22 protein-coding genes are annotated in these 22820 nt (G+C 71.3%); 10 read left to right on the top strand and 12 right to left on the bottom strand.

Going from position 1 to position 22820, the window contains the following annotated elements; translation table 11 throughout:
- Positions 1 to 33 precede the first annotated feature (33 nt).
- The 3 genes from ACFV3I_RS09130 to ACFV3I_RS09120 all read left to right on the top strand — a co-directional run bounded on the left by ACFV3I_RS09130 (position 34) and on the right by ACFV3I_RS09120 (position 1499).
- Positions 34 to 444, top strand: a complete 411-nt coding sequence (locus ACFV3I_RS09130; RefSeq protein WP_247638684.1) for a thioredoxin family protein — start codon at positions 34 to 36, stop codon at positions 442 to 444.
- Between the two features lie 17 nt (positions 445 to 461).
- The gene (locus ACFV3I_RS09125; protein WP_247638683.1) at positions 462 to 989 is read left to right on the top strand and encodes a DUF4395 domain-containing protein; all 528 of its coding nucleotides are present in this window, start codon (positions 462 to 464) and stop codon (positions 987 to 989) included.
- Between the two features lie 84 nt (positions 990 to 1073).
- Positions 1074 to 1499: an OsmC family peroxiredoxin gene (locus ACFV3I_RS09120; RefSeq protein ID WP_136035033.1), complete on the top strand. Its 426-nt coding sequence runs from the start codon at positions 1074 to 1076 to the stop codon at positions 1497 to 1499.
- A gap of 31 nt (positions 1500 to 1530) precedes the next feature.
- Here ACFV3I_RS09120 and ACFV3I_RS09115 read toward each other — a convergent pair whose 3' ends face one another.
- The 5 genes from ACFV3I_RS09115 to ACFV3I_RS09095 form a co-directional block, all read right to left on the bottom strand.
- Positions 1531 to 1965: a hypothetical protein gene (locus ACFV3I_RS09115; protein WP_247638885.1), complete on the bottom strand. Its 435-nt coding sequence runs from the start codon at positions 1963 to 1965 to the stop codon at positions 1531 to 1533.
- On the bottom strand, positions 1965 to 2705 hold the full coding sequence (gene dapB / locus ACFV3I_RS09110) for a 4-hydroxy-tetrahydrodipicolinate reductase (RefSeq protein ID WP_136035037.1): 741 nt from the start codon (positions 2703 to 2705) through the stop codon (positions 1965 to 1967). The genes ACFV3I_RS09115 and dapB overlap by 1 nt, the downstream gene beginning before the upstream one ends.
- 56 nt (positions 2706 to 2761) lie before the next feature.
- Positions 2762 to 3364 (bottom strand): histidine phosphatase family protein, encoded by a 603-nt coding sequence (locus tag ACFV3I_RS09105; protein WP_136035039.1) that lies wholly within the window; start codon positions 3362 to 3364, stop codon positions 2762 to 2764.
- A 73-nt stretch (positions 3365 to 3437) separates the two neighbouring features.
- Positions 3438 to 4466, bottom strand: a complete 1029-nt coding sequence (locus ACFV3I_RS09100; protein WP_136035041.1) for an aldo/keto reductase — start codon at positions 4464 to 4466, stop codon at positions 3438 to 3440.
- 216 nt (positions 4467 to 4682) lie between these two features.
- Entirely contained in the window at positions 4683 to 6959 is a 2277-nt protein-coding gene (locus tag ACFV3I_RS09095) for a polyribonucleotide nucleotidyltransferase (protein ID WP_136036712.1), read from the bottom strand.
- A gap of 362 nt (positions 6960 to 7321) precedes the next feature.
- Between ACFV3I_RS09095 and ACFV3I_RS09090 the strand changes: the two genes are divergently transcribed.
- Positions 7322 to 8632, top strand: coding sequence for a UDP-glucose/GDP-mannose dehydrogenase family protein (locus tag ACFV3I_RS09090; protein ID WP_136035045.1), 1311 nt, complete (start codon positions 7322 to 7324; stop codon positions 8630 to 8632).
- A 15-nt stretch (positions 8633 to 8647) separates the two neighbouring features.
- On the opposite strand, the gene ACFV3I_RS09085 is transcribed toward ACFV3I_RS09090, so the two are convergent.
- Positions 8648 to 10588 carry a GDSL-type esterase/lipase family protein gene (locus ACFV3I_RS09085; protein ID WP_378822733.1) on the bottom strand — a complete coding sequence of 647 codons (1941 nt, stop codon included), beginning with the start codon at positions 10586 to 10588 and terminating at the stop codon, positions 8648 to 8650.
- Positions 10589 to 10728: 140 nt separating this feature from the next.
- Between ACFV3I_RS09085 and ACFV3I_RS09080 the strand changes: the two genes are divergently transcribed.
- Positions 10729 to 11355, top strand: a complete 627-nt coding sequence (locus ACFV3I_RS09080; RefSeq protein ID WP_247638680.1) for a VTT domain-containing protein — start codon at positions 10729 to 10731, stop codon at positions 11353 to 11355.
- Entirely contained in the window at positions 11352 to 11528 is a 177-nt protein-coding gene (locus ACFV3I_RS09075; protein WP_168387276.1) for a DUF5302 domain-containing protein, read from the top strand. Before ACFV3I_RS09080 ends, ACFV3I_RS09075 begins: the two co-directional genes overlap by 4 nt.
- Positions 11529 to 11584: 56 nt before the next feature.
- Here the strand turns inward: ACFV3I_RS09075 and ACFV3I_RS09070 are convergent, their stop codons facing one another.
- Positions 11585 to 13021 carry a cation:dicarboxylate symporter family transporter gene (locus ACFV3I_RS09070; RefSeq protein WP_247638679.1) on the bottom strand — a complete coding sequence of 479 codons (1437 nt, stop codon included), beginning with the start codon at positions 13019 to 13021 and terminating at the stop codon, positions 11585 to 11587.
- Between the two features lie 142 nt (positions 13022 to 13163).
- On the opposite strand from ACFV3I_RS09070, the gene ACFV3I_RS09065 reads away from it, so the two are divergent.
- Together ACFV3I_RS09065 and ACFV3I_RS09060 are read left to right on the top strand one after the other, a co-directional pair.
- Positions 13164 to 14447 carry an ATP-binding protein gene (locus ACFV3I_RS09065; protein ID WP_247638678.1) on the top strand — a complete coding sequence of 428 codons (1284 nt, stop codon included), beginning with the start codon at positions 13164 to 13166 and terminating at the stop codon, positions 14445 to 14447.
- Complete coding sequence (locus ACFV3I_RS09060) at positions 14444 to 15136, top strand: response regulator (protein WP_136045655.1); 693 nt, start codon at positions 14444 to 14446, stop codon at positions 15134 to 15136. The genes ACFV3I_RS09065 and ACFV3I_RS09060 overlap by 4 nt, the downstream gene beginning before the upstream one ends.
- Positions 15137 to 15191: 55 nt before the next feature.
- Here the strand turns inward: ACFV3I_RS09060 and ACFV3I_RS09055 are convergent, their stop codons facing one another.
- Positions 15192 to 15836 (bottom strand): FMN reductase, encoded by a 645-nt coding sequence (locus ACFV3I_RS09055; RefSeq protein WP_136035054.1) that lies wholly within the window; start codon positions 15834 to 15836, stop codon positions 15192 to 15194.
- 1 nt (position 15837) lies between these two features.
- Positions 15838 to 17064: an LLM class flavin-dependent oxidoreductase gene (locus tag ACFV3I_RS09050; RefSeq protein ID WP_136035057.1), complete on the bottom strand. Its 1227-nt coding sequence runs from the start codon at positions 17062 to 17064 to the stop codon at positions 15838 to 15840.
- Positions 17065 to 17178: 114 nt separating this feature from the next.
- Between ACFV3I_RS09050 and ACFV3I_RS09045 the strand changes: the two genes are divergently transcribed.
- Both ACFV3I_RS09045 and ACFV3I_RS09040 read left to right on the top strand, forming a co-directional pair.
- The gene (locus ACFV3I_RS09045; protein ID WP_136035058.1) at positions 17179 to 18309 is read left to right on the top strand and encodes an acyltransferase family protein; all 1131 of its coding nucleotides are present in this window, start codon (positions 17179 to 17181) and stop codon (positions 18307 to 18309) included.
- The gene (locus ACFV3I_RS09040; RefSeq protein WP_247638677.1) at positions 18306 to 19199 is read left to right on the top strand and encodes a serine hydrolase; all 894 of its coding nucleotides are present in this window, start codon (positions 18306 to 18308) and stop codon (positions 19197 to 19199) included. The genes ACFV3I_RS09045 and ACFV3I_RS09040 overlap by 4 nt, the downstream gene beginning before the upstream one ends.
- A 6-nt stretch (positions 19200 to 19205) precedes the next feature.
- Here the strand turns inward: ACFV3I_RS09040 and efeB are convergent, their stop codons facing one another.
- Genes efeB through efeU form a run of 3 tightly spaced genes read right to left on the bottom strand, consistent with a single transcriptional unit; the run spans position 19206 to position 22706 of the window.
- The gene (gene efeB, locus ACFV3I_RS09035) at positions 19206 to 20513 is read right to left on the bottom strand and encodes an iron uptake transporter deferrochelatase/peroxidase subunit (RefSeq protein WP_247638676.1); all 1308 of its coding nucleotides are present in this window, start codon (positions 20511 to 20513) and stop codon (positions 19206 to 19208) included.
- Between the two features lie 22 nt (positions 20514 to 20535).
- Positions 20536 to 21768, bottom strand: coding sequence for an iron uptake system protein EfeO (efeO, locus tag ACFV3I_RS09030; RefSeq protein ID WP_378822732.1), 1233 nt, complete (start codon positions 21766 to 21768; stop codon positions 20536 to 20538).
- Positions 21765 to 22706 (bottom strand): iron uptake transporter permease EfeU, encoded by a 942-nt coding sequence (gene efeU / locus ACFV3I_RS09025; protein WP_247638674.1) that lies wholly within the window; start codon positions 22704 to 22706, stop codon positions 21765 to 21767. The genes efeO and efeU overlap by 4 nt, the downstream gene beginning before the upstream one ends.
- Positions 22707 to 22820: the final 114 nt, after the last annotated feature.

The raw sequence follows: 22820 nt of genomic DNA, 5'->3' as shown, positions 1-22820 counted from the left end.
CCCGCATGACTCGCGCGCGCTTAGTCTCGACGCATGTCGCCCGTGCTCGCCCTCGCCGTCGTGGCAGTGCTGCTCGGCGTCGCGGTCGCCGTGGGAGCCGTACTGCGCCACCGCGAGGGCGCTCGCCGTCGCGCCGGAGTCGTCCGGTTCGATCCGGCCGACGCGGGGGCTCCGCTCGGCCAACGCGCGACGTTGGTGCAGTTCAGCACCGAGCTGTGCGCGAAGTGCCCGCACGTCCGTCGCCTCCTGGGCAGCTACGCCGCGGAACAGGACGGACTGCGCCACGTCGAGATCGACCTCACCACGCGTCCCGACCTCGCCAGCCGCTACCGCGTGCTGCAGACCCCGACCACCCTCGTGGTGGACGGCAGCGGCGAGGTCATCGCCCGCTTCCACGGCGTGCCGCAGCGGCACGCCCTCACCGACGCCGTCGCCGCGGCCTGATCAGACCAGGAGAACTCATGTCCGCTCCCGTCGGCATCGACCCGCGAGGACCACGGTTCGCCGCCACCATCACCAGTGTCCTGCTGCTCATCGCCACATTCCTCGCCTTGACCGGCCTCTCCACCGACCGGACCGAGCCTGCGGGCGACTGGGCGATCGTCGCCGCCTCACCCCTCGAGCGACTGACCGACCCCGGCTGCCTGCTCGCGCTCGTGATCGCGCTGCTCTTCCTCTGGAGCGTCGTGTCACCGCCGACCACGCCCTGGGGTGCGCTGTTCCGCAGCGTCGTCCGCCCGCGCCTCGCGCCACCCTCCGAGCTGGAGGACCCGCGACCTCCACGGTTCGCGCAGGGGGTCGGGCTGGTCGTGGTCGGTGCCGGCCTCGCCCTGCACCTCGCGGGCGTCCCCTGGGCGCTGCCGGTCGCCACCGCGGCGGCCTTCGTCGCCGCGTTCCTGAACGCCGCGTTCTCGTTCTGCCTGGGCTGCCAGCTCTACCTGGTCCTCCAGCGCACCGGCCTGCTCGGACGGAACACGAGGCCCGCCTGACCCGGTTCCCCGGCGACCGGCGGCTCGATAGGCTGGCCCGGAGCGCCGCTGCTCACCCCGCAGCGCGAGAACCGGAGGACCCCCATGCCCGTCACCAGTGAAGCCGCCGCCACGTGGACCGGATCGCTCACCGAGGGATCGGGGACGGTCGCGTTCTCGTCGTCGCACCTCGGCACCTTCCCGCTCGACTGGAAGGCCCGCAGCGAAGGCAGCGACACCACCACCACTCCGGAGGAGCTGATCGCCGCAGCCCACGCCTCGTGCTTCAGCATGGCGCTGTCGCACGCACTCGCCGAGAACGGCACGCCCCCGGAGCGCGTCAACACCAGTGCCTCCGTCACGTTCAAGCCCGGTGTCGGCATCACCGGCAGCCACCTCAACGTGAACGCCGTGGTGCCCGGCCTGACCCCGGCCGCGTTCCAGGAGATCGCCGAGGGTGCCAAGACCGGCTGCCCGGTGTCGCAGGCGCTGGCCGGGATCGACATCACCCTCGAGGCCACTCTCGCCTGATCGTCCAAGCGGCGGGCATCCGACGTCGGAATCAGGCGCGGAAGAGCCTGATCGCCTCGCGGATACTCGCCCTCGCGTCCTTGCGTCGACCGGCGGCGTCCTGCACCACGCCGAGACGGTAGCGGGCGCGCCAGTCGCTCGGAGCGGCCGCCGCGGCCTCGGTGTAGCGGGCGATCAGAGGATCCGCGTCCGCCCGGGCCAGGCGGCCGCTGGGCGTGAGCTCGGTCTCCACGGGCGGCATCGCCCCCTCGGCATCGAGGATCCGACCGAGCCGGTCGGCCCCGAACCCGAACAGCATCTCCCTGACCAACGCCCAGGCTCCGAGCGGGGCGAGCACGAGGAGCGTGATGCCCATGCCGATCGACACCGGGGTGCCGACGGAGATGAACATCACCGCCAGCCACACCGCCACCGCCAGGTACACCAGGAGCGCCGCCGCCATCAGGCCGACGCCGATCCGCGACATCACGAGCGCAGACCGAGGTCGATCATGTTCTCCAGCCCGACGACCACTCCGGTCGCCGACGCGGCATACGGCACGGCGAGCCGGATGCCCGGGGCGTACGCGAGGGCCGAGTCGGTGGTGTCGTGCGTCAAGGTGAGCGACTCGCCAGGGCCCGACAGGATCACCTCCTGCTTCGCGATCACGCCGGGACGGCGGAGGGAATGGATCGGGACGCTTGCGACCTGCTGGCCGCGGGCCCGCTGATCCGCGTGCGGCGCACTGACCGGACCCTGCTCTGCCCGCGCCGCGGCGATCAGCTCGGCCGTGCGGACCGCCGTGCCGCTGGGCGAATCGATCTTCGTCTCGCGGTGCGCCTCGATGATCTCCGCCGATCCGAAGAACGGTGCCGCAGCGGCGGCCAGCGCCGAGCCGAGCACGGATCCCAGCGAGAAGTTCGGGATGAAGACCGCACCCGTCCCCGCCGCGTCGACCAGCGGACGCACCAGAGCGATGCGCTCGGCCGACCAGCCCGACGTCGCCACCAGCACGTTGCTGCCCTGCTCCACCGCGGTGCGCACCACGTCGACGCTGATCTGCGGCGTGGAGGCATCCACCACGAGGTCGGCCCCCTGCAACTCCGACAGATCGCTCGATGAACCGAGGACCCGCGTCACCGCGAAGCCGTCGAGCTCCGCGATCACCGAGCCGATGATCGTCCCGAGCTTTCCGGTTCCGCCGACGAGGGCTACCTTCGTGGTCATGCGTCCAGCCTATGGCCGGGCGAGCGACCGCAGCCGCGGCGCGCTGAGGCGCGGCGTCACACGAGGAGCGCGTCGGGGATCCCGGTGCGCAACTCCACGGGCAGGTGTCCGGTGTCGTTGTGAGTGAGCAGCGTCCACGGACGCCCCTGCTTCTGCGCGATCACGGTGAGACCGCAGTGCGACTGGTTCAACGTCATCCAGCGCCACTCCGGCGCCGCCAGCACCTCGCGCACGAACCACGAGATCACGAAGTTGTGCGTGATGAGCACCTCGTGCACCTCGCCGGTCTTGCGGACCAGGAACTCGTTGACCGCATCGGACATCTGCGCGCGGCCGGCCTCGATCTCCGCCTCCGTGACGGAACCGAAGAACGGCTCGAACACCGAGGGCGTCTCCTCCGTCATGCCCGTGGGCACGCAGTCGAACAGGAGCGCCGTCGGCTCGGGATCGACCGACGGAAGACGTCCGGCGATCGCCCTCGCCGTCTCGTTCGCCCGCAGGAGCGGCGAGTGCCAGACCGCATCGAGCGGAAGCCCGGACAGGCGGTCGGCGATCAGCTCCGCCTGCCGCTGGCCGCGCGGCGACAGGGGTCCGTCGGCGAGGCCGTGCTCGGCATCCTGATGTTCACCGTGTCTGACCAGATATATGTAGTGCGTCACAACTCGCTCGCTCGCTTCATCGCCAGCTCCCGCCGGACCTCTCCTCCACCCTATGTCACGGGTGGGCCGACGTTCAGTTGCCCGCGCGGGAGAGCTCGGCCACCTGACTCCGTGACAGTGCCACACCCGCACCCTGCATGAGCTCGTCCACCTGCTCGGCCGCGAACGTGTTCACGATCGGCGCGGTCACCGTGCGCTGCGCCAGGAGCCAGGCGATCGAGACCGCGGCCACGGGCACCCCGAGCTCCTCGGCCACCTGGTCGAGTGCACGGAGGATCTTGATGCCGCGCCGGTTGAGGTGGCCGCGCAGCTGTTCCCCGCGCACGCCGCGCGAGGTGAGCGCCTTGTTGCGGTGACGCCCCGACAAGAAGCCGTGCTCGAGAGCGTGCGAGGGCGTGACCGCGAGGTTCTGCGCTCCGGCCACCAGCCGCAGGTCGCCCTCGAACGGCTGACGCCGCACGAGGTTGTACGGCGCGTCGATGACCGTGATGCGGGGGTATCCGGCCGAGGCCAGGATGCGCGCTTCCACGAGTCGCTCCGGGCTCAGTCCGTAGGCACCGACGGCGCCGATCTTGCCGGCCTCCATCAGCCACTCGACCGTCGCGAGCGTGTCTTCCAGGTTGGTCGTCGCATCGAGCGTCGCGTCGAGGTACAGCACATCGATGCGCTCCACGCCCAACCTCGTCAGCGATCCCTCGACGGCGCGGACGAGGTTGACCGAGCCGAGTCCGGGGTTGTCGGCGTGAGCGCCGATGCGGACGCTCAACACGACCCGGTCCCGCTGGTCTCGCGACCGCAGCCACTGTCCGAGGATGTGCTCGCTGCGACCACCGGAGAAGCCGTCGGCCGTGTGGATGGCGTTCCCGCCGATCTCGGCGTAGCGGTCCAGGATGCCGTGGCTCGTCTCCAGGTCGACGTTCCACCCGAACTCGGCGGCGCCGAGCATGAGCGGGAAGGTCTCGAAGCCGGTCTCCCCGAGCGGGAGCCGGATGGCCTCGCCGACGCCGGGGCCGACGATGGGGATGGGGGCGGACGGGTGGTCCTCGTGTTCCTGCGCGGCGCGATCAGCCGCTGTTCCTGCGCCTACGCTGAACAACCGCATACTCTCACCCCCGCATCGATCGGTGCGTGCCGACCTGCCTCGCTGCCTGACTAGCACCCCCCGGTGCGTACTTCGAGGGTATGCGACCGCAGCCGACGTCCCGACCAATCCGGGGAACGGCGCGGAAACTTCCGATAACGTTTTGATCACATCGCCGACGACGAAGCCCGGCCCCCTCCTCGCGGAGAGAGCCGGGCTCCAGACGAACGGGCGGAGTTACTCCGCCGCGGCCTCGTCCGACGGCGCCTGCTCAGCGGCCGGGGCGTCGTCGAGCACGGGCTCCAGCGAGAGCTTGCCGCGGTCGTCGATCTTCGTGATCTTGACGAGGATCTTCTGACCGACCGAGAGGACGTCTTCGACGTTCTCCACGCGCTTGCCACCGGCGAGCTTGCGCACCTCGGTGACGTGCAGCAGGCCGTCCTTGCCGGGCAGCAACGAGATGAAGGCGCCGAACGTGGCGATCTTCACGACGGTGCCGAGGAACTGCTCGCCGACCTCCGGGTTGGTGGGGTTGGCGATCGCGTTCACCTGGGCACGGGCGGCCTCGGCCGAGGGGCCGTCGGTCGCGCCGATGTAGACGGTGCCGTCCTCCTCGATGGAGATCTGCGCACCGGTCTCGTCCTGGATCGCGTTGATCGTCTTGCCCTTCGGGCCGATCAGCTCACCGATCTTGTCGACCGGGATCTGCACGCTGATGACGCGCGGCGCGGTGGGCGCCATCTCGTCGGGAGCGTCGATCGCGGCGTTCAGGACGTTGAGGATCGTCAGACGGGCGTCCTTGGCCTGGGTCAGCGCGCCGGCGAGCACCGACGACGGGATGCCGTCGAGCTTCGTGTCGAGCTGGATGGCGGTGACGAACTCGCTCGTACCGGCGACCTTGAAGTCCATGTCGCCGAGCGCGTCCTCCGCACCCAGGATGTCGGTCAGCGCGGCGTAACGGGTCTCCCCGTTCACCTCGTCGGAGACCAGGCCCATCGCGATGCCGGCGACGGGAGCGCGCAGCGGCACACCCGCGTTCAGCAGCGAGAGGGTCGAGGCGCACACGGAGCCCATCGAGGTCGAGCCGTTGGAGCTCAGCGCCTCGGACACCTGACGGATCGCGTACGGGAACTCCTCGCGGCTCGGCAGCACCGGCACGAGGGCGCGCTCGGCGAGGAAGCCGTGCCCGATCTCGCGACGCTTCGGCGAACCCACGCGGCCGGTCTCACCGGTCGAGTAGGGCGGGAAGTTGTAGTGGTGCATGTAGCGCTTGCTGGTCGTGGGCGACAGCGAGTCGATCTGCTGCTCCATCTTGAGCATGTTCAGCGTGGTGACACCCATGATCTGGGTCTCGCCGCGCTGGAAGATCGCAGAGCCGTGCACGCGCGGGATGACCTGCACCTCGGCGTCGAGCGGGCGGATGTCCGCCAGCCCGCGGCCGTCGATGCGGGTGCCCTCGGTGAGGATGCGCCCGCGGACGATCTTCTTCGTGACCGACTTGTACGCGGCGGAGAACTCCAGCGGGGCCGCGGCCGGGAGCGAGCCCGCCTCGGTGGCCTCGATGAGCTCGGCCTTGACGCGCTCCTTGATGGCGTCGTCGGCGTTCTGGCGCTCGGTCTTGTCGGCGATCTGGTAGACGTCGCTCAGCTCGGCGAACGCGCGCTCGGACACGAAGTCGTAGACCTCATCGCTGTAGGCCGGGAAGACCGGGTAGACGCCCGGCTCCTTCGACGCCGTGGCGGCGAGCTCGGCCTGTGCCTTCACGAGCTGGGCGATGAACGGCTTCGAGGCCTCGAGGCCCTGGGCCACGACGCTCTCGTCGGGCTTGGTGGCGCCCGCCTTGATCAGGTTCCAGCTGCCCTCGGTCGCCTCGGCCTCGACCATCATGATCGCGACGTCTTCGGAGCCGTCGGCCTTGGTGACAACGCGACCGGCAACGATCAGGTCAAACACGGCCTCCGACACCTGCTCGGCCGTCGGGAACGCGACCCACTGGTCGGCGTGCTCGCCGTGGCCGGGGATGAACGCGAGGCGCACACCGGCGACGGGGCCGGAGAACGGCAGGCCCGAGATCTGGGTCGACGCGGACGCGGCGTTGATCGCCAGCGCGTCGTAGAACTCGCCCGGCGCGATCGAGAGGACCGTGATGACGATCTGGACCTCGTTGCGCAGGCCGTCGACGAACGACGGACGCAGCGGACGGTCGATCAGACGGCAGACCAGGATCGCCTCCGTGGAGGGACGACCCTCACGACGGAAGAACGAGCCGGGGATCTTGCCGGCGGCGTAGGACCGCTCCTCGACGTCGACCGTCAGCGGGAAGAAGTCGAAGCCCTCGCGCGGGTGCTTGCCCGCGCTGGTGGCCGAGAGGAGCATGGTCTCGCCGTCGAGGTAGGCGGCGACAGCGCCCTGAGCCTGCTGCGCGAGGCGGCCGGTCTCGAAGCGGATGGTGCGGGTGCCGAAGCGGCCGTTGTCGAGAACGGCCTCGGTGGCGGTGATTTCAGGACCTTCCAAGAGGTCTCTCCTTCTTTGTTTAGCCTCGCGGGCCCGTGTGACGCGCGAGGTGTTCATGAAGGAGCGGATGCGGTGGGGTTCGGGCGCGCGGGGATTCCCCGAGTCTCGCCTGCGCTGGCCACCAGTAGAAAGCCACCCGACGACCGCGCCGAGGAACCCACCACAGGGGACCAGCTTCTCCGCCGATCGCTCCATGAGTCGATGTGAAGTTGTACAGTCGACCGCAGTCAACCGGATCCACCCTACCAGCGACGTCCTCGGATCCCGCGTGCTCTCGCCGTCGAAAGTGTCGACACCCGCCGGTCATGGTGTGTTCACCCTCCCGTCGACCGTGCGTCCAGGGCGTCGGCTCTGCTGGGGCCATGCGCATGTCAGTGATCGGATGCGGGTACCTCGGGGCCGTGCACGCCGCGGCCATGGCATCGCTCGGACACGAGGTGATCGGCGTCGACGTCGACGAGGGCCGCGTGGCTGCGCTCTCCCGCGGGCAGGCCCCGTTCTTCGAGCCGCAGTTGGACGACCTCCTCGCGTCGGGTCGGGCGGCAGGGCGCCTCCGCTTCGGCACCCGCATCGAGGACGCGGCAGGCGCGACCGTGCACTTCCTCGCCGTCGGCACGCCGCAGCAGCCGCACGGCCCGGCCGCTGACCTGCGCTTCGTGGACGCCGCCGTCGACGCGCTGCTCCCTCACCTGCGCCCCGGCGACGTGGTGGCGGGCAAGTCCACGGTTCCCGTCGGCACCGCCGCGCGTCTCGCCGGACTCGTGCACGACCGCGGAGCGACGCTGGCGTGGAACCCCGAGTTCCTCCGGGAGGGCTGGGCCGTGCACGACACCCTGACCCCCGATCGGATCGTGGTGGGGGCGGACAGCGGGGCAGCGGGCGAGCGCGCCGTCGCGGTCCTGCGCGACGTGTACCGTGCCGCGATCGAGGCGGGAACCCCCTTCCTCGCGACCGACCTCGCCACCGCCGAGCTGGTGAAGGGAGCGGCCAACGCCTTCCTCGCCACCAAGATCTCGTTCATCAATGCCATGGCCGAGATCGCCGAGGCCGCGGACGCCGACATCGCCCTGCTCGCGGAGGCGCTCGGCCACGACACGCGCATCGGGCCACGCTACCTCGGCTCCGGCATCGGATTCGGCGGCGGCTGCCTGCCCAAGGACATCCGGGCGTTCGCGGCGCGCGCGGAGGAGCTCGGTCGGCGCGAGGCCGTGGGCTTCCTGCACGAGGTGGACGCGATCAACCTCCGCCGCAGAGACCGCGCGGTGCAGCTCGTGGTCGACGCCCTCGCCGGACGGGTGTTCGGCCGCCGGATCGCGGTGCTCGGTGCCGCGTTCAAACCCTTCAGCGACGACGTGCGCGACTCCCCTGCGCTCGATGTCGCCGTGCGCCTGCGCGGCCTCGGCGCCGACGTCGTGGTCACCGACCCCGCGGCGATCGACAACGCCAGGGCCCTGCACCCGCAGCTGGGATACACGAGCGACCGGGACGAGGCCCTCCGCGGGGCCGACGCCGTGGTGGTCGTGACGGAGTGGGACGAGTACCGGCGTGCGCTCTCCCCCGCGCATGCGGGGTCGCTCGTGCGCGGACGAGTCGTGGTCGACGGCCGCAACTGCCTCGACGCCGCGGCGTGGCGTGCGGCCGGTTGGACGTACCGCGGCATGGGTCGTCGCTGAGCGCCACCCCCGCGCTCAGCCCACCGGCGCGCCGCGCTCGACGGACGAGCGACCGAGGTAGACGTAGTCGTCGTGCTTGGCGCGGCGGCCGTCACCCGCGGCCCTCCCGTGCAGGCGACGCCATACCCACGGCAGCGCGTACCGCCGCCACCACGCACCGGCTCCGATCGACTCGTGCTCGTGCAGCACGGCGTCGAGCGCGCCGAGGGCCTCGGCATGGGGCACCCCGAGCACCTCGCCGACGCGATAGGCGAGGAACCGGTGCCCGCGACTGCTGAGGTGCACGAGATCCTCCCCCCAGTGCGGTCGCTCCGCGAGCGCGGGATGCAGGTCGGTGTCGATCAGGATGGCGCCGGTCCGCGCGGCCACCCCGGCGAGCGCGGTCGCGAAAGCTGCGAAGCGTCGCGCGTACAGGGCTGCCGCGCGTCGTCCGGGGAGGAAGGGCGTCACCAGCACGACCTCGGCGCCGCCGGCGCGCAGTCGCACGATCGCGCCCTCGACCTGTGCCGCGAGCGTCGGCACGGGGGCACGGTACTTCACGAGGTCGTTCGCGCCCACGAGGATCGAGACCAGGTCGGGTCGGAGCTCCAGCGCGCGCTCGAGCTGCTCCCCGCAGACGTCCTGCACGCGCTTCGACCGGATGGCGAGGTTGGCGTAGTGCAACCCGCCCCGCGCCGCGAGCAGCAGCGCCAGTCGGTCGGCCCAGCCCCGCAGCGCCCCATCCGCGCCCGGGTCGCACAGTCCCTCCGTCAGCGAGTCGCCCAGCGCGACGTATCTGCGCCAGCGCGCCGGCGGCACGGGTGGCGTGGGCTCGGGCCTCACGAGCCGACGGGCTCGCGCCGCCGCGTCCGTCCTGTGCAGCTCCTCGGCCTCCGCGAAGTGCCCGAGGAGCTGATCCCCGACGGCCGCCCAGCTGCGCGCCTGGACGCTCTCGTGACCGGCGCGGCCGAACGCGCGCCGCGTGTGCGCATCGGTCGCGAGCTCGCCCACGCGCCGGCGCAGCTCCCGCAGGTCACCGGGAGGGTAGAGCCAGCCGTCGACTCCGCTGCGTACGAGGTCGAGCGGTCCCCCGCGCCCCGTCGCGACCACGGGGACGCCGCTCGCGTGCGCCTCCTGCAGAGTCTGCCCGAAGGTCTCGCTCTCCCCCGGGTGCACGAACACGTCGAACGACGCCAGGGCCGCGGCGAGCGCGTCGCCGTCGAGGTGGCCCAGGAACAGGGCGTCAGGGAGCAGGTGCTGCAGGCGCGCACGGCTCGGGCCGTCGCCGACCACGACGAGACGGGTACCGGGGATCCCGGCGAGCACGGCCAGGTCTTCCACCTGCTTCTCCGGGGCCAGACGCCCGACATAGCCGATCACGGTGTGCTCACCCCACCGTGCACGCAGAGCGGGGTCGCGGCGCGTCGGATGGAACCGCTCCGCGTCCACGCCTCTCCCCCAGCGGCGGAGGCGGTCGACGCCGAGCTGAGCGAGCTGTCGGGCGGACTCGGCAGACGGAGCCAGCGTCAGGGTGGCCCGCCGGTGGAGCCGGGTGACGTGTGCCTGCGCGATCCCCGCTGTCGCGGCCACGCGGTAGCGCTCGGCGTAGGACACGACATCGGTCTGGTATGCGGCCACCGCGGCGACTCCCTGCCGCTCCGCCGCGAGCACGCCCCGCCACCCGAGGGCGAACGGCGACGCCAGGTGCACCACGTCCGGTCGGAAGTCGGCCCAGCTCGCGATGATCCGCGCCGGGGCGGACGCGCCCACCCGCACGTCGCGGTAGCCGGGAAGGGGCATGCTCGGCACCGCCGTGATCCGCGCGCCGTGGAGCTCGCGCGGCATGCCCTCCGCCGCCGGCGCGATGACCTGCGCCTCGTGTCCACGGCGCTCGAGATGGCGGAGGATCTGCATCACGGATCCGGTCACGCCGTTCATGTGCGGAAGGAAGGACTCGGTGACGATCGCGACTCTCACACCCACAGGATGGCCGCGGCTCGAGCGGCCACCGCCCGGAAACGGCCCGGTGCACCAGATGTTCACCGGATGCTGGACCGGGGGTCACCGGCCAGCTTCCCGTCGGTTGCCGTTCACCCGCGCCGTGCACGCTGGGCGTCGTGCCGACCGATCTGTTCGCCGACGCGCTCGCGAGCCCGTGGAGCCTCGTGGTCATGAGCCTGCTCGTACTGGGTGACGCGTTCGTCGTCGTGATCCCCGGCGAGATCGCGGTGACGGCACTCGGCGCACTGGCCGTCACGACGGGCAGTCCTCCGCTCTGGGCCGTGGTTCTGTGCGCCGCCGCGGCCGCCGCCGTCGGTGACGCCTGCTGCTACCTGATCGGACGGCTCGTCGGGACCCGGCGATGGCGGTGGATGCGCGCGCCGCGCGTGTGGCAGGCGCTGGACGGCGCCAGACGGCGCCTCGACCGCGGCGCGGCCACGGTGCTGTTCACGGCGCGCTTCGTGCCCTTCGCGCGGCTCGCGGTGAACCTCGTCGCCGGAGCCTCGCGTGTGCGACCCCTGCGCTACTTCCCCCTGGTGGTCGTCGCGGCGACCGGGTGGGCGGTGTACCAGGCCGCGGTCGGCGCCCTGATCGCCGCGGTGCTCCCCGGCGGGCCGCTGGTCGCGGTGCCGGTGTCGATCGTCGTGGCCGTGGCGCTCGGACTCGCTGTGGACCGGGTCGCCGCGCGACGCCGCGGCCGACTCCCCGCGCGCGACGACGGTGCCCTAGGCTCGGGGGCATGAGCACCGAAGAAGGCGCCTCCTCCTCGGAGGACATGAAGCGCAAGTTCAAGGAAGCGCTCGAGAAGAAGAACGCGCACCACCGGCAGGGCGAGGCCCACCTCGACGGCGACTCCGCCGTCCACGCCGCCAACGCCCCGCAGACGCGACGCGAGTTCCGACGCAAGAGCGGTTGACCGCGGTGATGCGGGAGCCGGTGATCACCGGCTCCCGCATCCCTGTCCCGCCCGTGTCATCCGCCGAGGGCCCGGTTGCGCGCGCGCTCCTCCTTCGCGGACATCTCGGTGACGGCGGCCTCGTGCAGTCCCTGGACGTCGGTGGCCTGCGGGTGCGGCGCCGCGTGGGCGTCCACCCCGTCGAGTCGTGATTCGTCGAACGGCAGCTCGCCGCTCAGGACCCGGCGTACGCGGTCGCGGTCGATCTGCCTGGTCCAGGTGCCGATCAGCAGCGTGGCGACCGCGTTGCCGGTGAAGTTCGTCAGCGCCCGCCCCTCGGACATGAACCGGTCGATGCCGACGATGACGCCGACGCCGTCGACGAGGTCGGGCCGGTACGCCTGCAGCCCGCCGGCCAGCGTCGCCAGGCCCGCTCCCGTGACGCCCGCCGCCCCCTTGCTCGCGATGATCATGAACACCAGCAGGCCGATCTGCTCCCCGATCGACATGGGCTGGCCCATCCCGGTCGCGATGAACAGCGACGCCATCGTGAGGTAGATCGCGGTGCCGTCGAGGTTGAACGAGTAGCCGGTGGGCACGGTGATGCCGACGACGGGCTTGGAGACCCCGATGTGCTCCATCTTCGCGATCAGGCGCGGCAGCGCGGACTCCGACGACGACGTGCCGACGATCAGCAGGTACTCCCTGGCCAGGTACTTCATGAGCGACAGGATGTTGACCCTGGTGACCGCCCACAGGAGCGTCCCCAGCACCACGAGGATGAAGACGATGCAGGTGATGTAGAACGCCACCATCAGGATCCCGAGGCTCCAGATCGCGGCCACCCCCGTCTTGCCCACGACGGCCGCGATCGCCCCGAAGGCGCCGATGGGGGCCAGCCACAGGATCATGCCGAGGATCCGGAACACGAGCTTCTGCAGCTGCTTGACCGCCTCCATGATCGGGGCTCCGCGCTCACCCAGCCCCTGCAGCGCGAACCCGGTGAGCAGGGCGATGAAGAGGACCTGCAGCACGCTCTCGCCCGTGAAGGCGGAGAAGAACGTCGCGGGGATGATCCCGAGCAGGAACTCCTGCGTCGTCGTGGCCTCCGTGGTCTCCGTCTGATAGCTGGCGTTCGCCATGTCGAGCCCGGAGCCGGGGTGGACGATGTTCCCCACGATCAGGCCGATCGCGAGCGCGAAGGTCGACATGACCATGAAGTAGAGCAGCGCGAGACCGCCGATCTTCCCGACCGTCGCCGCCTTCGCGATCGAACCGACACCGACCACGATCGTGCAGAAGATGATCGGCGCGATCATCATCTTGATCAGCGCGACGAATCCCGTGCCCAGCGGCTCGAACCCGCGTCCGACCTCCGGCCAGACCAGCCCGACGACCGCGCCGAGCACCACCGCGATGATCACCGAGACGTACAGCCAGGTGTGGCGGTCCCAGGCGTGCTTGCCTCGCCGCCAGTGGAACCGGGGAAGGGAGAATCCCGTCGTGAGCGCCATGCGTCCTCCTCGTGTCGACGTCGTCGTCCGAGCCGGTGGCCTCTGTGCCCCCGACCCCTTCCACGGTCTCCGCGCTCGCACGACGACGCCATTTGTGGTCGTATTGGTCCCTGCCGGACCCGTCGACGATCGGAGGAACGGGATGGCGCACGCCTCCCCAGGCCGCAGCGCCGCGTCGCGGGTATTCGCGGCGCTCGTGGTGACCGCCGTGGTCGTCGGCGCGCTCGTCGCGCTGTTCCTCGTGGTGGAGGCGCAGCGTGCCGTCCGCTCCGAGGCCGAACGGCTCACCGCCGCCACAGCCGCCGCCCTCGCCTCCGCACCGGACGTGGTCGCACTGCTCACCCGCGGCGATACGGCGAGCGCCAGCGCGTCGCTCGAACCGTACGCGCTGGAGGTCATCGACAGGGCGGGGTTGGACTTCGTCACGATCATGACGCCGGAGGGTCTGCGCCTCACCCATCCCGATCCGACTCAGATCGGTGCGCCGTACCTCGGGACGGTCCCGTCCACCCCGCGCGTGCTCACCGAGGAGTTCCGCGGCACGCTCGGTCCGTCCGTGCGGACGATCGTCCCTGTTGTCGATGATGACGGCACCCTGGTGGGCTGGGTCGCCACGGGGGTGACGACCGAGACCATCTCCGAGACCCTGGTGCGGCGGTTGCCGCTGTCGCTCGCCATCACGGCGGGACTGGTGCTGCTCGGGGTGGGCGGTGCCCTGCTCGCCCGTCGGGTGACGCGGCGGTTCGCGGGCGACCTGCCGCCCGGGGAGCTGCGCGACGCGGTCTCCTCCTATGAGTCGGTGCGCACCCTCGGCGAAGCGCTGCGGGCGCAGACGCACGAGCACGGCAACCGCATGCACGCGGCGGTGGCGCTGCTCGAACTCGACCGCCGCGACGAGGCGATCGAGATCCTCACGCAGACGTCCAGGCAGAGCCAGTCCCTCGTGGACCAGGTCACGGCGCGGCAGCACGGCGACCCCGCGGTGGGCGCACTGCTGCTGGGCAAGGCCGCACAGGCGCGCGAGCGCGGCATCGACTGGCGGATGGACATCGCCCCGGACACCCCGCGCACCCCGCTGGCGCCCGTCGACGCGGTGGCCGTGCTCGGGAATCTGGTCGACAACGCGATGGATGCCGCGGCGGAATCCGCAGACCGCTGGGTGCGGGTGTCGCTGCGGCGCGGCGATCGCGGCGGCATCGTGCTGGAGGTGGCGGACAGCGGCCCGGGGATCCCGGTCGATCAGCGGGAGCGGATCTTCGCCCAGGGGTATACGACGAAGCCCGCGGGGCCGCACGGGCGCGGCATCGGGCTGGCCCTCGTCCGCTCCGTCGTGAGGGAGGCCGGCGGGGACGTGACCGTGGCGGGCCCGCCGACGGTGTTCCGGGTGACCCTCCCGTCGGCATCGTCACGCGGGAGCAGGTCGTGATCCGCGTCCTGCTGGTCGACGACGACCCGTTGACCCTCGAGCTGCATCGCACCTACCTCGCGCGGCTGGACGGCTTCGCGGTGGCCGGTGAGTGCACGGGAGCGCGCGCGGCTCTCACGGCCGTGCGCGAGCGACCCGGCGCTGGCGCGTTCGATCTGATGCTGCTCGACGTGACGATGCCGGACGGATCCGGACTGGAGGTGCTGCGCGCGCTCCGCGCGAGCGGTGCGGCGCTGGACGTGATCGCGATCACCGGCGTGCGCGACGCGGAGACCGTGCGGCAGATGGCGGCACTCGGCGTCTTCCACTACCTCGTGAAGCCGTTCGCGTTTGCGGTGTTCCAGGAGCGGCTGGAGCAGTACCGGGCGTATCGTGCCCAGGCGCACGGGACGACGGGCCCGGCGACGCAGGCGGAGATCGACGCGCTGCTGAGTCGGTCGACCGGAGCCATCGTCCTGCCGAAGGGGCTGTCGGCGACCTCGCTGGAGCGCGTGACGGCGGAGCTGCGCGCCCGCGGACCGCTCTCCGCGCGCGAGGCCGCCGAGCGACTCGGACTGTCACGCGTGGCCGTGCGCCGCTACCTCGAGCACCTGGTCGTCGAGGGCGTGGCGGTGCGCGGTGCCCGCTACGGGACGCGCGGTCGACCCGAGACCGAGTACACCTGGCGGCGGGGACCGGCTGGGCGGTGACGCGCGCCCCGTCCCCGTGTCTCCACGGGGACGGGGCGCGGACGTCGGCGCGGGGTCACTCGCCCGCGAGACCGCCGAGCATGTGTCCGAACGATCGACCCTCACCGAGATAGGTCGCCGGGTCGTACGGGTCGACGACCGTGGCCGCCTCGCGGCGGGCGACAGCCTCGGCCAGCTCCCTGGCACCCTTCTCGACGCGCTTGGCGAGCGGGGCCACGTCGTCGCCCGCGCCGCCCCAGTCGCTGGACGCCGCGAACACGCCGGTCGACACGGCCTCCGCGTGCAGGTAGGCGAACAGCGGGCGGATCGCGTAGTCGATTGCGAGCGAGTGCCGCGGGGTGCCCGCGTTGGCGCCGATCAGCACGGGCTTCCCGGTCAGCGCGTCCGGGTCGAGCACGTCGATGAACGACTTGAACAGGCCGGAGTAGCTGGTCGAGAAGATCGGGGTCACGGCGATCAGCGCGTCCGCCGAGACGACCGTGTTGATCGCGGTCTCCAGGGCGGGCGGCGCGAAGCCCGTGAGCAGGTTGTTGGTGATGTCGTGCGCGTAGTCACGCAGCTCGATCACGTCGACCGTGGCCTGGATGTCGCGCTCGGCGAGCGCCTTGACGGTCTCGGCGGCGAGCCGGTCGGCCAGCATCCGCGTGGACGAGGGGTTCGACAGGCCGGCCGAGACGACGGCGATGCGACGCGTGGTCATGTCAGGCCTCCTTCCGGCCGAGTCCGAACGCGGCACCCGCGGGTGCCGGGGTGTCCTGGTAGGGCGAGTCGCCCGTGAGGTTGTCGCCCCGGTTGGCGCCGGGTCGCGCCTGACGCGTGGGGCCGTCGCCGAACTCGGCCTTCACGCGCGCCGCGTGCGTCGGGGCGTCGGGCACGCCGGCCGGACGGTCCTTCGCGAGCTCCTTGCGCAGCACCGGCACGACCTCGGAACCGAGGATGTCGAGCTGCTCGAGCACCGTCTTCAGCGGAAGGCCGGCGTGGTCGATCAGGAAGAGCTGGCGCTGGTAGTCACCGAAGTGCTCACGCATGCCCGCGTACCGGTCGATGACCTGCTGCGGCGAACCGACCGTCAGCGGCGTCATCTCGGTGAAGTCCTCCATGCTCGGGCCGTGGCCGTACACGGGGGCGTTGTCGAAGTACGGCCGGAACTGGTTCACGGCGTCCTGCGACTTCGCGGCCATGAACACCTGCCCGCCGAGTCCGACGATGGCCTGCTCGCGCGTGCCGTGGCCGTAGTGCTCGAAGCGCTGGCGGTACAGCTCGATCAGGCGCTGGTAGTGCTCCTTCGGCCAGAAGATGTTGTTCGCGAAGAACCCGTCGCCGTAGTAGGCGGCCTGCTCCGCGATCTCCGGGGTGCGGATCGATCCGTGCCAGACGAACGGCGGGATGCCGTCGAGCGGGCGCGGGGTCGACGTGAAGCCCTGCAGCGGGGTGCGGAACTTGCCCTCCCAGTCGACGACGTCCTCGCGCCACAGCTTGTGCAGCAGGGCGTAGTTCTCGATCGCGAGCGGGAGGCCCTGACGGATGTCCTGTCCGAACCACGGGTACACCGGGCCGGTGTTGCCGCGCCCGAGCATCAGGTCCATGCGGCCGTCGGACACGTGCTGCAGCATCGCGTACTCCTCGGCGATGCGCACGGGGTCGTTCGTGGTGATGAGCGTGGTCGACGTCGAGACGATCAGGCGCTCGGTCTGCGCGGCCAGCGCCGCCAGGAACGTGGTGGGGCTGGAGGACCAGAACGGCGGGTTGTGGTGCTCGCCGATCGCGAAGACGTCGAGGCCCACCTCCTCGGCGTGGGTGGCGATGGCCAGCGTGGCCTTGATGCGCTCCTGCTCGCTGGGGGTGACGCCCGTGGTGGGGTCGCGGGTGATGTCGCTGACCGACATGATGCCGAACTGCATCGCCTGCGCGCCTGACTGCTCGCTCATGATTGCTCCGTGTTCTCCGAACCCGATGATCGTGCCACCCGGTTCTATTCATTTGAATGTAATCGTGTCAACGCGTGCACGGCAACTTTATTCCCGCGCCTGTAGCCTCGGAGGATGAGCACCACCGGGGCCGACATCACGGGGCCCGCCACCGGGTCCGTCCCGCGGAAGCGCCGGCGCGTGCCGTTCTGGGACAACGCTCGCTACGCGTGCATCGTCCTCGTCGTGCTCGGCCATGCGATCCAGCGGCTCATCTACGACTCCGACATCGCGTTCGCGTTCTACCTCGCGCTGTACGCGTTCCACATGCCGGCGTTCGCGATCATCTCCGGCTACTTCTCCAAGTCGGGCTCGCCCACCAAGACGCAGATGGCCAGGGTGATCACCGACATCGTCCTGCCCTACGTGATCTTCGAGACGCTGTGGACCCTCACCAAGTGGCTCGTCGAAGGTCAGGCCACCCCGAACTTCACCAAACCGAGCTGGACACTGTGGTTCCTCCTGGCGCTGGCGATCTTCCGCCTCGTCCTCCCCTACCTCGCGCTGCTGCGCTGGCCGCTGCTGTGGACCGTCGTGATCTCGATCGGCGCCGGCTACCTCTCCAACGTCGACAGCACCTTCTCGCTGTCCCGCACGCTGGGCCTCCTCCCCTTCTTCACGCTCGGCTGGTGGCTGCGCGAGCACGACATCGTCAACCGGCTGCGCCTGCTGGACTTCCGCCCCTGGTGGATCCGCGCGGCGGCGATCGGCGTCTTCGCGGCGACCGGGTGGGCCGCCTGGAACTGGCTTCCGCTGTGGCAGGCCGCCGACCTGCGCGAATGGCTGTTCTACGAGGCCTCCTACTCCGACCTGGTCGGCACGCAGTGGTGGGCCGGCGCGATCCGGGTCGCCCTCATGCTGCTCGCCGTCGTCCTGTGCGCGGCGTTCTTCGCGCTGATCCCGCGCGGCTCGTACTGGTGGACGACCTTCGGCCAGTACACGATGTACGTCTACCTGCTGCACTCGTTCGTGCTCTATCCCTTCCGGGAGAGCGGTGTGCTGCGCGACCTCGAGCCGACGTGGTTCTGGCTGCCGCTCGTGACCGCGCTCTCGGTGGTCCTCGCGCTGCTGCTGGCTACCAAGCCCGTGCGACGGCTGTTCCGCCCGCTCGTGGAGCCGCGCCCGCGCTGGCTGTTCTCCGATCCCGAGCTCGCCGCGCGCGAGGGTCGCAGGAACGACCCGACCGGCTCGCGTCGTCCCCGATGAGCGGCGCCCCCGGAGCCGACGCCCTCTCCGTAAAGGACAGCCTGGTCGCGATCATCGAGGACACGGGCTTCCGCGCACACGGCCTCCACGTGCGCGCGGGCGACGGGACCGCCGAACACCGCTGGGCACCGGACGTGCGAGAGGACATCCAGTCGGTCGCGAAGGGCGTGTGCGTGCTCGCCGTGGCTCTCGCCGCCGACGACGGCGTGGTCTCGCTCGACGAGCCCGTGGCGCACCTCCTCCCCGATCACGAGCTCGGGCCGGGCGTCGACCGGGTGACGCTGCGCCACCTCCTGTCGATGTCGAGCGGGATCGACCTGCCCTGGTCGCCCACACTTCTGACCGACTGGCCCGACCTCGCCGCGGAGTTCCTGCGGCGCCCCTCCCGCGGGCGCGTCTTCCAGTACTCCAATGCCAGCACCTACACCGCCATGGCGGCCCTCGCCGCGCGCGTCGGCGACGTGGGCGACTACCTCGACGACCGCCTGCTCGGGCCGCTCGGCATTCACGGCGCGCGGTGGACCCGCTGCCCCCACGGCCGCATCGAGGCGGGCGGCGGTCTCGCGCTGCGCACCGAGGAGATGGCGCGCGCCGGGCGGCTGATCCGCGACCGCGGCGCGTGGGAGGGGCGTCGGCTCGTGTCGCCGGAGCACATCGATGCGATGCACCGCGACGGCGTCGTCGCCGGCGTGAACCCGGGCTACGACCGCTACGCCCTCGCCGGGTGGGGCGGACCGGGACGGGCCTGGCGGCTGCACGGCGCCTACGGGCAGCTGATGATCTTCCTCGATGACGCTGTGGTGACGATCAGCGCCGACGACCACGCGGGAGCCGATGCGCTGGCCTCGTCCGTCGTCGAGGTGCTGGAGGCCGCGCGGCTCGGGTCCTAGGGCCAGTCAGGCGAAGAGCTCGGCACCCACGTAGGAGCCGGGCTTCGCGCCGGCCGGCACCGCCCAGATCCCCGACCCGACGTGGCGGATGTACTCGTTCATGCGGTCGGTCGCCAGCCGGCGCTGCAGCGTGATGAACTGCGCGGGGTCGCGCTGATACGACAGGAAGAAGAGCCCGGCGTCGAGCCGTCCGAGCGTGTTGTTGCCGTCCACGTAGTTGTAGCCGCGGCGGAGGATGCGCACGCCGTCGTTCTGCGTCGGGTGCGCGAGCCGCACGTGGCTGTGGGCGTCGATCGCGCCGCCGTGGAAGTCGGGCTCGGTGAACTCGTCGCCGCCGGAGAGCGGGGCGCCCTCGCCCTTGTCGCGGCCGATGATGGTGGCCTGCTCCGAGAGTCGCACCCGGTCCCACGTCTCGATCAGCATCGCGATGCGCCGGGCGACCAGGTACGAGCCGCCCGCGAGCCAGCCCGGATCGTCCGCGGCGGAGACCCACACGTGCTCGTCGAGCGCGGCGGTGTCGTCGGCGAGGATGTTTGCGGTGCCGTCCTTGAAGCCGAACAGGTTGCGCGGCGTGGCCTGCGCCGCCGTGGTGCGGGACGTCTTGCCGAACCCGAGCTGCGACCACCGCAGTCGCGCACGCCCGAACGCGATCCGGCTGAGGTTCCTGATCGCATGCACCGCCACCTGCGGGTCGTCGGCGCACGCCTGCACACAGAGGTCGCCGTGGGACATCTCGGGGTCGAGGTCGTCGCCGAGGAAGGCGGGCAGCCGCTCCAGCCCTGCGGGGCGCTGCGCCGCGATGCCGTAGCGGTCGCCGGCTTCGTTCTCGAACAGGCTCGGACCGAACCCGATCGTGATGGTCAGCCCGGCGGACGGCAGACCGAGCGCTTCACCCGTGTCGTCGGGCGGGGCTTCCGGGCTGCCGCCGACGGCACCGCTCGCGCTGACCTCGAGTCCCTGCGTGAGGCGCGAGGCCGCGTAGCTCCAGTCCTGGAGCAGCGAGATCAGGTCGTCGCGGTCGGTGCGCGGCATCATGTCGAAGCTCGCGAAGTGCAGGTGGTCCTGCACGGGCGTGGTGATGCCGGCCTGGTGCACGCCGAAGAAGTCGTAGCTGTTCTGCGCGTCTTCGGCGGCGCGGGCGCGTCCGAGCGCGACGCCGCCGGTCAGTCCCGCCCCCAGGCCGACCGCGAGACCTGCGACCCCGCCGCCGACCGCGAGACCGAGCAGTCCGCGCCTGCTCAGCCCCGCGCGAGCGTCGACGCGTGCGGCCTCCGCCCGGTCCTCCGGTTCGCGGATCGGTTCGCTCTCGGTCATGTCCGGCGCCTCTGCGGTCCCGTCAGTCGAGCACCGTCGCGGTCAGCTGCGACAGCGGCTCGGCCAGGGCGTTGATCAGGTCGGTCAGCTCACGCTTGTCGTCCGCCGTGAGGGTGGCGTACCCGACGAACCCGTCCGCGAGGGAGCCGTGCGTGGCGAGCGACGACTCGAGCGCGGCGTACCCCGACTCGATCTCGTCGACCAGCGCGGCGCCGTCGTCGCCCTGCGCCGTGGCGAAGTCCTGCACCAGGGAGAACGCCATCTTGGAGCCTTCGACGTTCGCCGCGAAGTCGAACAGGTCGGTGCCGGACCACCAGTCCTCCTCGCCGGAGATCTTGCCGGTCGCGACCTCGTCGAGCAGCGCGATCGCGCCATTGGAGACACCCGCGATGCCCTGGTCTTCCAGGGTCGTTGTGAAGTCGTCGGAGTGCACGTAGTCGTACAGCTCCTGCACGTCGGCGAGCAGCAGGTCGCCGTAGTCGGCGCGTTCCTCGGGCGTGGACGGGGCCCAGCCCTGCCACGCGGGCGTCTCCCCGTCGGCGTTGAGGGCGTCCTGCGCCGGCACCCACAGGTCCTTCTCGATGCGGTGGAAGCCGGTCCAGTCGAGCCCGTCGGCCACGGCGTCAACCTCGCGGAAGTCGATGCGCGGATCGAGGTCGCCCAGGGCCTCGGCCACGGGCTCGATGCGCTCGTAGAAGGCGCGGGTCTGCGGGAACAGCGTGCGGGCGGTCGCGTCGTCGCCGGATTCGTAGGCGGCCACGAGCTCTTCCACCGCCGGCACGAGCTGACCGACCTGATCCTTCACGAACGCCGCGTACAGGTCGACCGCCTTCGTCTTCTGCTCGGCGTCCGGCCCGTCGACGGCCACCGGGTCGCCCGTGACGGCGAAGGCGGCCTTGCCCACGCCGTCGCCCACCATGCCCGGCTTGCACAGCGTGAAGTAGTCACCGGGCTGCACCACGACCGTGAGCGTACGCGACGCCGCCGGCGCGATGTTCTCGACCTCGCCGACGATGCGCAGGCCGTCGTCCGCGAGCAGGTAGAACTCCGACACCTGGTCGGTGTCGTTCGAGACGTCGAACGTGAGGGTGCCGCTCTCCGCGGTGGCGGCCGAGACCGCGCAGTCGGAGTCGGTGGACGACACCTCGAAGGCGGCCGTGGCCGCGGTGTCCTCCTTCGCGACGCAGCCGCTCAGGACGAGGACGGCTGCGCCGGTCACGGCCAGCACCCCCAGGGACCGGGACGAGATGGTCATGCTGCTCCTTGCTGTGAGAGAGGGGTCGCCTTGGTGCGAGGGCGCGGCGTCGGTGCCGCGGAGCGACGCCGCGGGCGGAGGCCACGCACGTAGAACGTGCCGACGATGGCGAGGTAGAGGACCCAGGCGGTCACCTGGAGCCAGGTCATGGCCGGCATGAAGCCGATGGTGGCCTGCAGCACGGCGGCGAGAGGGCCGCCGGGGGCGATCCCCGACGACACGTCGAAGGCCCAGCCGAACGGGAAGCCGGCCGCCCCCACGGCGACCGCGCCGGTGGCCGCGTCGATCGGCGCGGCGGCCGTGAACGGACCGGGCAGCGCCCCCGCCTCCTGCAGATCCATGACGGCGTACGCGAGCACGCCGGCGGCGACGATCACGAGGAACCCGCCGGTCCAGGCGAAGAACCGGCGCAGGTCGAGGCGCAGCGCGCCCCGCGAGATCAGCCAGCCGAGGGCCACCGCGGCGAGCAGACCGAGCAGCGCACCCAGCAGCGCGGAGGGCGCGTCGCCGAACGACTGCACCATCGACCACAGCAGCAGGGTGGTCTCGATACCCTCCCTGGCGACGGAGACGAAGCCGATCGCGACGAGCGCCCAGAGTCCGCCCGCGGTGAGCGCACGGTCGACGCCGCCCTCCAGGGTCGCCTTCATCGTGCGTCCGGCCCGCTGCATCCAGAAGATCATCCAGGTGACCATCGCGACCGCGAGCAGGGACAGCCCGCCGCCGATCAGCTCCTGGGCGGTGAACGTGAGCTCGTACGCGCCGAAGGTGAGGACCGCGCCGATGGCCAGAGCGAGACCGACCGCGAGACCGACGCCCGCCCAGAGCTTCGGGAGCGCATCACGCCGGTCGAGACGCCGCAGGTAGGCGACGAGGATGCCGACGACGAGTGCGGCTTCGAGCCCCTCGCGGAGGCCGATGAGGAAGGTGGCGAGCACGGACGGTGTCCCTCTGATGAAGACTGAGGTAAGGCATCCCTTACCAACGAGACTCTAGCACCGCGACACCCGTTCCCCCGACCGGATGACATCCGCCGGTGCCGGGACACCCGC

Origin of the sequence: Microbacterium sp. NPDC059771 (assembly GCF_042732495.1) — a bacterium.
In the GTDB taxonomy this organism is placed as follows: Bacteria; Actinomycetota; Actinomycetes; order Actinomycetales; family Microbacteriaceae; genus Microbacterium; species Microbacterium sufflavum.
The sequence above is the reverse complement of the archived record's forward strand: the minus strand, read 5'-3'. Positions and strand labels throughout refer to the sequence as shown.